Here is a 7937-nt window from a genome sequence, read left to right as displayed (position 1 = left end):
GGCGTTAGGCGTTAGGCGTTAGGCGTTAGGCGTTAGGCGTTAGGCGTTAGGCGTTAGGCGTTAGGCGTTAGGCGTTAGGCGTTAGGCGTTAGGCGGGGAGGGTAGTCCCTCCGGCTATAGATGCAAGCCCCTCACTCCTCACTCCTCACCCCTCACCCCTCACCCCTCACTCCTCACATCCCCCCCTCTCGCTCGAACGGTGACGCGTTTCGATCACCTCGCGCACCGCTCGCTGGTGATCGGCGAGCGCCGCGCTGATCCGCACGGGGTAGGGTTCGTCTGCCGGGGTGATGGCACGGATGTCCGCGGGCAGGCGCTTGAGACAGTCCGCGGCATGGTCACGCAGGCACTTCAGGTCCCGCTGGTGGCTGTTCAGTCGCTGTCCGTGTTCCATCACCTTCACCAGCAAGGGTTCCCCCGGCAGATCCTCATCCAGACGGCCGATCACGTCACCCGCGTAGAGCCCGTCCCGCTGTTCCCGGAAGATCTGCTTGCGCCCGGGCAGGATGGGCTTGCCGCTGGAGAGCTTGAGCCGGCCTTCACCGGCGTACTCGGCCAGCTTGTAGGCGATGTCCAGGTCCGGCACGTCGCTGGAGATGCCCATGCTGGTGCCCACGCCGAAACCGTCGATGGGTGCGCCGTGCTGCAGCAGTTCGGCGATCACGTCCTCGTTCAGGCCGCCGCTGGCGAAGATCCCCACCTGCGAGAGCCCGGCCTCGTCCAGGCGCGCGCGTCCCTCAAGGGCGAGGCTCGCCAGGTCGCCGGAATCCAGGCGCACGGCACTGACATGAAACGCATCGCCCATCTCCTTTGCCAGCGCGATCACACGGTCGATGCCTGCGAGCGTGTCGTAGGTATCCACCAGCAGCACGGTCTCCGGGTAGAGCCGTGCGAAGGCGATAAATGCAGCGGCCTCGTCCACGTGGGCCTGGATGTAACTGTGGGCCATGGTGCCCCGCACCGGCAGGCCGTAGAGCCGGCCCGCAAGCACATTGGAGGTGGCGGCCACGCCGGCGATGTGAAACGCCCGGGCGCCCTTGATGGCGGCATCCAGGCCGTGCATGCGCCGGGCACCGAAATCCACCACTGGCCGCCCGCCGGCCGCCTCCACCAGGCGCGCGGCCTTGCTGGCGATCACGGTCTGAAGATGGACCTGGTTCATCACCAGGGTCTCGATCAGCTGCGCCTCGGGCAGGGGCGCGACCACCTCCAGGATGGGCTCGTTGGCGAATACCGGCGTGCCTTCGGGCACGGCGTGCACCGCACCGGTGAACCGGAAGTCCTCCAGCCAGCGCAGGAATCTGTCCTTGAACGGTCCAAGACCGCCCAGGTAGTCCAGGTCCGCGCGGGTGAAACGCAGGTCTTCCAGCTGACCCAGCACCGTGTCCAGCCCGCAGGCAAGCAGGTAGTTGCGCCGCGCCGGCAGGCGGCGCACGAACAGGGTGAACACCGCCTCCCCATGCATGCCCTCCTCCAGGTAGGCCTGCAGCATGGTGAGTTCATAGAGATCCGTGAACAGGGCCAGGCCCTGGTCACAGGGGGTCCCTGGTGTCGCCATCTCATCCATGGGGCAACTCCGTAACGCTCAGTGAATCAGTTCGTCGAGCACGCGCACATGCAGATCCCGGTCGGCCTGGGTGTGCAGCACGAAGCGCAGGTGGCGCACGGAGGATCGGGTTTTGAGGGTGTCGATCACGGTCTGCAACGCCACCCGGGCCGCCTCTTCCATGGGATAGCCGAAGGCGCCGGTGGACAGGGCCGGGAAGGCGATGCTCCCGATGCCTGCCTGGTCGGCCAGCTTCAGGGCATTGCGATAGCAGGACGCGAGCAGCGCGTCCGCCGGCTCGTCATGGCCGTAGACCGGCCCGAGGCAATGGATCACGAAGCGGTTAGGCAGGTCGTGCCCGCTGGTGATGACCGCCTGTCCCGGTTCGATGGGCGCGAGTGGCGCGCACTCGGCCTCGAGCCCCGGTCCGGCTGCCCGGTGAATGGCCCCGGCCACACCGCCGCCGGTGCGCAGCCAGGCATTGGCGGCATTGACCACGGCATCCATGTCCGACTGGTGGGCAATGTCGCCGCTGACGCATTCGATGATGACCCCGTGCATGGTCCTTGCAGTCATGGGCCGGCGTCTCCTCGTCGATGGCAGATCCTCGATAGGAGGATAGACGAGGATGTGGGGTGTGGATGAAGGATGAAGGATGAAGGGTGAGGGGTGAGGGGTGAGGGGTGAGGGGTGAGGAGGAAAACTTCACCGCCTTACTCCTCACCCCTCACCCCTTACGCCTTACGACCCATCAGGTGAGCGGAATCAGCGTCAGCTCCACGCGCCGGTTCAGGCTGCGGCCCTGGGCGGTGTTGTTGTCGGCGATGGGGCGGTGGGGGCCGAAGCCGATGGTGGCGATGCGCACGTTCTGGATGCCCTGGCCCAGGAGGTAGCCGGCCACGCTGTCGGCACGGCGCAGGGACAGGGCCATGTTGTGCTCCACGGTGCCCGTGCTGTCGGTGTGACCGGCCACCTCGATGGCGGTCTTGTCGTACTTCTTGAGCACCTTGGCCACGGAGTTGAGCACCGGGTAGAACTCGGACTTCACCTCGTCGCGGTTGACGTCGAAGGTGATGTTGCCGGGCATGTTGAGGATCAGGTTGTCACCGTCGCGGGTCACGCTCACGCCGGTGCCTTCCAGCTCGCGGCGCAGCTCCGCCTCCTGCTGGTCCATGTAGTTGCCCACGGCGGCGCCGGCCAGTGCGCCGATGCCGGCGCCGATCATGGCCCGCTTGGTGCGGTCGCGGCTGCCGGTGACGTTGCCGATCACCGCGCCGGCGGCGGCGCCGATCAGGGCACCCTGGGTGGCGCGGCTGGTGCGCTGCTCACCAGTGTAGGGATCGATCGTGGTGCAGCCGGTGAAGCCGACCACGCCGGCCAGGGCAAGTACGAGCAGGGACTTTTTCATAACACTCTCCGGAAAGAACGATTCATGGTGACGGATTCAGGATTCAAGGTGATACTCCAAACCCTTTGAATTTTGAATCTTGAATCTTGAATGTTGTTTGAATGTTGTTTATGAAACCGCGGTTTGTCTGAATCAGGGCTGAACGGGTCGCAGGGTTCGGATCACCGGCCCGGTCTGCGGTCGCACGCCACGCCACAGGGCGAAGGATTCCGCCGCCTGCTCCACCAGCATGCCCAGACCATCAGCCGTCCAGGCGGCGTCGTGCGCAGCGGCCCAGCGCAGAAAGGCGGTGGGCCGGTCTCCATACATCATGTCATAACAACCACCATCGACGTGGAGCAGGTCATCGGGCAGGGCAGGCACCTCGTCATCCAACCCGGCGGAGGTGCCGTTGATCAGCACATGGGCCTGGCGTCCCTTGAGACTGTCCAGGTCACCGCCGGTGACCGGCCCCAGGTCGGCGAAGTCTTGCGCTAGCTGTTCGGCCCGCGCACCGGTGCGGTTGGCGATATGCAGTGAGGCGGGCCCGAGCGCCAGCAGCGGCGCCAGCACGCCGCGCACCGCACCGCCCGCGCCCAGCACCACCAGATCACGGCCGGCGATCGCCACGCCCAGGTTGTTCACCAGGTCCGTCACAAGCCCCACGCCATCGGTGTTCTCGCCCAGCAGCGCGCCGTCGGCCTGTACCTTGAGGGTATTCACCGCGCCAGCGCGCCGCGCCCGGTCGGTGAGCGCATCGGCCAGTTCGAAGGCCTCGCCCTTGAAGGGCACGGTCACGTTGAAGCCCCGGTAGCCTTCGCCCACCAGGCGGCACACCGTGTCGGCAAAGCCGTCCAGGGGCGCGAGCACGGCCTCGTAGGCCATGTCCTGCCCGGTCTGCTCGGCAAACAGGGCATGGATGCGCGGCGACTTGCTGTGGCCGATGGGGTGGCCGATGACGGCATACTTATCCATAGTGGCAAGTCTCAAGTGGCTAGTGGCAAGGAAAGCGTTCTGTCCTGCCTACGGCAGGACATATGTTCCCTTGCCACTTGAGACTTGCCACTAGCCACTGGCCTTCAACCACTCCGCCACCTGGCGGGCATAGTAGGTGAGAATGCCGTCGGCACCGGCGCGCTTCATGGAGGTAAGCGCCTCCAGCACGCAGGTGCGCTCGTCCAGCCAGCCGTTCTGGGCGGCGGCCTTGAGCATGGCGTACTCGCCGCTCACCTGATAGACGAAGGTGGGCGCGCCGAAGGACTCCTTCACCCGGCGCACGATGTCCAGGTAGGGCAGGCCCGGCTTGATCATGACCATGTCGGCGCCCTCCTCCAGGTCCAGGGCCACCTCGCGCAGGGCCTCGTCGCTGTTGGCCGGGTCCATCTGGTAGGTGTACTTGTTGCCGGCGCCCAGATTCGCGGCCGAGCCCACCGCATCCCGGAACGGGCCGTAGAAGCTGGAGGCGTACTTGGCGGAGTAGGCCAGGATGCGGGTATGGATGTGGCCCGCCTCTTCCAGGGCCTCGCGGATGGCGCCGATGCGCCCGTCCATCATGTCCGAGGGGGCCACCACTTCGGCGCCGGCCTCGGCATGGGACAGGGCCTGCTGGACCAGGACCTCCACGGTCTCGTCGTTCATGACGTAGCCGGTCTCGTCGATCAGCCCGTCCTGGCCGTGGGTGGTGAAGGGGTCCAGGGCCACGTCGGTGATCACCCCCAGTTCCGGCACCGCCTGCTTCAACGCCCGCACCGCCCGCTGGGCCAGGCCCTCGGGGTTGAAGGCCTCGGCGGCATCCTCGCTCTTGGCCTCGGGTGGCGTGACCGGGAACAGGGCCATGGCCGGCACGCCGAGCCGGGCGCAGACCTCCGCCTCGCGCAGCAGCAGGTCGATGGACAGGCGCTCCACACCGGGCATGGACGGCACCGGCTCACGGCGCTCCTTGCCCTCGAGCACGAACACCGGCTGGATCAGGTCATCGCAGCTCAGCTGATGCTCGCGCATCAGGCGCCGGGAGAAATCGTCGCGGCGCATGCGCCGCGGCCGCGCCATGGAGAAATAACCGGGATAGGGATGCATGGGACTCCAACTCCGAGTGCTTGGGCCCGCACAGGATAGCGGATCTAGCCCGTATGTCTCACCACCCTTCTACTGCGGCCGCCGATCTGCTCGCTGTGACGGGGCGCTCATCCGGCTCGCGGAATATTCGCATGCACTGAATGTGCTTGTATGGACTGTCACACTGCTGTAAAAGCTGCAAAAACATACCGTTGGTCGGCTCGACGGCCTGATTCATGGCAGCTCGGGCGTCCAGGGTATAAAGCATCTCACGCACACAACCATCGATCCGCCGCACCGGCGCTCCCCATCGGGGCCCGGGCGGGGCACTGCCACCTGCGACAGACAGGCACGGATCAACCAGGGGGAGGAGCGATGACCCATCGCGTCCTCGTGGTAGAGGAGTCTTCCACGCTTCGCTACATCCTGTGCCGTGGCCTGGAGCGCCATGGACTGGAACCGGTCGCCTGCGAACACACGCAGGCGGCCTTGTCGTGCCTGGATGACAGCCACTGCCTGGACGGCCTCGCGGGCATCCTGCTGGGCTGGCCCGGCGTCCCCGGGGACCGGGACCATGAACTCCTCACTCGCCTGAATACCCCCGACTACAGCCACCTGGCCGTGGTGCTGCTGGCACCCGAGATGCAGCCGCAGTTGATGGCCTGGGCCCAGGGGCGACGCCTCTCCGCCGTGGTGCCCTGGGACACCCATGGCGAGGCGGTCGGCACCCTGGCCGTGCTGCTCAGGCCCGCCGATGAGGCCCGCGAATCTCCCGCCCGTAACATCCGCATCCTGCTGGTGGACGACTCCCCCAGCGTGCGATTCTTCTACCAGCGCCTGCTCCACCGGGATGGCTACGAGGTGAAGACCTGCGCCGACCCGGCCAGCGCCTTCGAGCTGGCCTGCCGGGAACATTTCGACCTGGCGGTGGTGGATTATTTCATGCCCGGGGAGAACGGCGACCGGTTGTGTAGCCGGCTCAAGTCAGACCCGCGCTCCCGCCACATGGAGCTGGCGGTGCTCACCGGCATCTACAACGACGAGGTGATCCGCAACTGCCTCAATGCCGGCGCCGTGGAGTGCCTGTTCAAGAACGAGGCGGAAAACCTCTTCCTGGCCCGCATCGGCGCCCTGTGGCGCTCCATCCGCGCCCACAAGGCGGTGGCCCTGAGCCACCAGCGCCAGGCCGCCATCCTGGAATCGGCGGGTGACGGCATCTACGGTGTGGACCGGGAAGGCCGCATCACCTTCATCAACCCCGCCGCCTGCCGGATCCTGGGCATACGGGACCCGGACGAGGTGTTGGGCCAGTCGGCCCATGTGCTGTTCCATGGCATCAACCGGGACGGGCGCCCGGTACCGCCGGAACGCTGCCCGTTGAGCCAGGCCTACGCCAGCGGCGAGGTGATGGGGGGCTGGGAGACGGTGTTCCGGCACCGCTCCGGGCGACTGATCCCCGTGGCCGGCAGCATCCATCCCCTGAGCGAGAATTTCAGTGAAGCGGGCTCAGTGGTGGCCTTCCAGGACGTCTCCGAGCGCAACGCCATGGAGGCCCAGCTGCACTGGCAGGCGGAGCACGACGAGCTCACGGGCCTTTACAACCGTCGCTACCTGGAACGGGCCCTGGAGGCGGAGCAGGCCCGCTGCCAGGCCACCGGCCATCGCAGCGCCCTGCTGCTGCTGGACCTGGACCGCTTCAAGTACATCAACGACACCGCCGGCCACCCGGTGGGCGACAGCCTGCTGGTGGAGGTCTCCCACCGGCTGCGGGCCCACCTGGGCGAAGGCCCGGTGCTGGCGCGCCTGGGCGGCGACGAGTTCGCCGTGATCCTGCCCCAGACCGACCCGCAGGCGCTGGAGAAGCTGAGCGGCGGCCTGCGGCGGCTGCTGCACGAGAGCACCTTCCGGGTGGGGGAGCGCAACTACCGGCTCAACCTGAGCATCGGCGCCGCCTGGCTGGGCAACGCCCGGGAGACCGCGGCCGACGTGCTGGCCAGTGCCGACATCGCCTGCCATGCCGCCAAGCGCGCCGGGCGCAATCAGTTCCATGTCTACGATCCGAACCGGGACGAGCGCGCCTTCATGGGCCGGGACCTGGCCTGGGCCGACCGGCTGCGGGAGGCCCTGCAGCAGAGCCAGTTCCAGCTCCATTACCAGCCCATCCTGCCGGTCATGCCCCAGACGACCAGCCGGGAACACTACGAGGTGCTGCTGCGCCTGGAGATCGCCCCGGAGGTGCTCACCCTGCCCGGCGACTTCATCCCGGTGGCGGAGCGCTTCGGCCTGATGCCGGAGATCGACGCCTGGGCCCTGGACCGGGCCCTGGCTGTACTGCGCGACCTGCACGGCCAGGGCCGCGAAGTGGTGTTCAACCTCAATCTCTCGGGCCGCACCCTGAGCGACATCCCCACCCTGGAGCGCATCCGCGATCAGGTGCTCGGCTCAGGCGTCGATCTCACCTGCCTGGTGTTCGAGATCACCGAGACCTGCGCCATCCTCAACCTGGCGGCGGCGCGCGCCTTCATCGACCGGCTGCGGGCACACGGGGTGCGCTTCGCCCTGGACGACTTCGGCACCGGCTTCTGCTCCATGTCGCACCTGAAGCAGTTGCCCGTGGACGTGGTCAAGTTCGACGGCCAGTTCGTCCGCGAACTGCACCTGGATGCCACCGACCGGGCCATGGTCGCGGCCATGAACGACATCGTGCATGCCATGGGCCTGAAGAGCGTGGCCGAATACGTGGAAGGCCCCGAGGTGCTGGCCTGCCTGCAGGCCATGGGCGTGGATTATGCCCAGGGCTTCTACCTGGGCGAGCCCGCGCAGACGCCTGTGCCGCCCGCCAGGGGTGTGGAGATGCAGCCCGGGGCGGCTCCCGGCCGGGTCATTGCGGCGCCGAAACGCCCGTTGCACTGATGGGGCGATTCAAAATTCAAGATTCAAAATTCAAAG

Annotated in this window: 6 protein-coding genes; 1 reads left to right on the top strand and 5 read right to left on the bottom strand. The window is 67.1% G+C overall.

The features are described from left to right. Positions 1 to 166 precede the first annotated feature (166 nt). From D580_RS0113145 to hemB, 5 genes are all read right to left on the bottom strand, one after another. The gene (locus D580_RS0113145; protein ID WP_018954835.1) at positions 167 to 1567 is read right to left on the bottom strand and encodes a nicotinate phosphoribosyltransferase; all 1401 of its coding nucleotides are present in this window, start codon (positions 1565 to 1567) and stop codon (positions 167 to 169) included. 18 nt (positions 1568 to 1585) lie between these two features. Then, positions 1586 to 2122 (bottom strand): macro domain-containing protein, encoded by a 537-nt coding sequence (locus D580_RS0113140; RefSeq protein ID WP_026289975.1) that lies wholly within the window; start codon positions 2120 to 2122, stop codon positions 1586 to 1588. A gap of 175 nt (positions 2123 to 2297) precedes the next feature. Continuing rightward, positions 2298 to 2954, bottom strand: coding sequence for an OmpA family protein (locus D580_RS0113135; RefSeq protein ID WP_018954833.1), 657 nt, complete (start codon positions 2952 to 2954; stop codon positions 2298 to 2300). Between the two features lie 132 nt (positions 2955 to 3086). Continuing rightward, positions 3087 to 3908: a shikimate dehydrogenase gene (gene aroE / locus D580_RS0113130; RefSeq protein ID WP_018954832.1), complete on the bottom strand. Its 822-nt coding sequence runs from the start codon at positions 3906 to 3908 to the stop codon at positions 3087 to 3089. A 90-nt stretch (positions 3909 to 3998) separates the two neighbouring features. Further along, positions 3999 to 5009, bottom strand: a complete 1011-nt coding sequence (hemB, locus tag D580_RS0113125; protein ID WP_018954831.1) for a porphobilinogen synthase — start codon at positions 5007 to 5009, stop codon at positions 3999 to 4001. Between the two features lie 354 nt (positions 5010 to 5363). On the opposite strand from hemB, the gene D580_RS0113115 reads away from it, so the two are divergent. Continuing rightward, on the top strand, positions 5364 to 7901 hold the full coding sequence (locus D580_RS0113115) for an EAL domain-containing protein (RefSeq protein ID WP_018954829.1): 2538 nt from the start codon (positions 5364 to 5366) through the stop codon (positions 7899 to 7901). The last annotated feature ends 36 nt before the right edge of the window (positions 7902 to 7937 follow it).

The organism is Thioalkalivibrio sulfidiphilus (assembly GCF_000377945.1).
GTDB classification, from domain to species: domain Bacteria; phylum Pseudomonadota; class Gammaproteobacteria; order Ectothiorhodospirales; family Ectothiorhodospiraceae; genus Thioalkalivibrio_A; species Thioalkalivibrio_A sulfidiphilus_A.
The sequence above is the reverse complement of the archived record's forward strand: the minus strand, read 5'-3'. Positions and strand labels throughout refer to the sequence as shown.

Bases quoted from the DNA above. Each gene is read 5' to 3' on its own strand.
- D580_RS0113140 (WP_026289975.1), bottom strand. From the start codon at position 2,122: ATGACTGCAAGGACCATGCACGGGGTCATCATCGAATGCGTCAGCGGC.
- D580_RS0113135 (WP_018954833.1), bottom strand. From the start codon at position 2,954: ATGAAAAAGTCCCTGCTCGTACTTGCCCTGGCCGGCGTGGTCGGCTTC.
- aroE (WP_018954832.1), bottom strand. From the start codon at position 3,908: ATGGATAAGTATGCCGTCATCGGCCACCCCATCGGCCACAGCAAGTCG.
- hemB (WP_018954831.1), bottom strand. From the start codon at position 5,009: ATGCATCCCTATCCCGGTTATTTCTCCATGGCGCGGCCGCGGCGCATG.
- D580_RS0113115 (WP_018954829.1), top strand. From the start codon at position 5,364: ATGACCCATCGCGTCCTCGTGGTAGAGGAGTCTTCCACGCTTCGCTAC.
- D580_RS0113145 (WP_018954835.1), bottom strand. From the start codon at position 1,567: ATGGATGAGATGGCGACACCAGGGACCCCCTGTGACCAGGGCCTGGCC.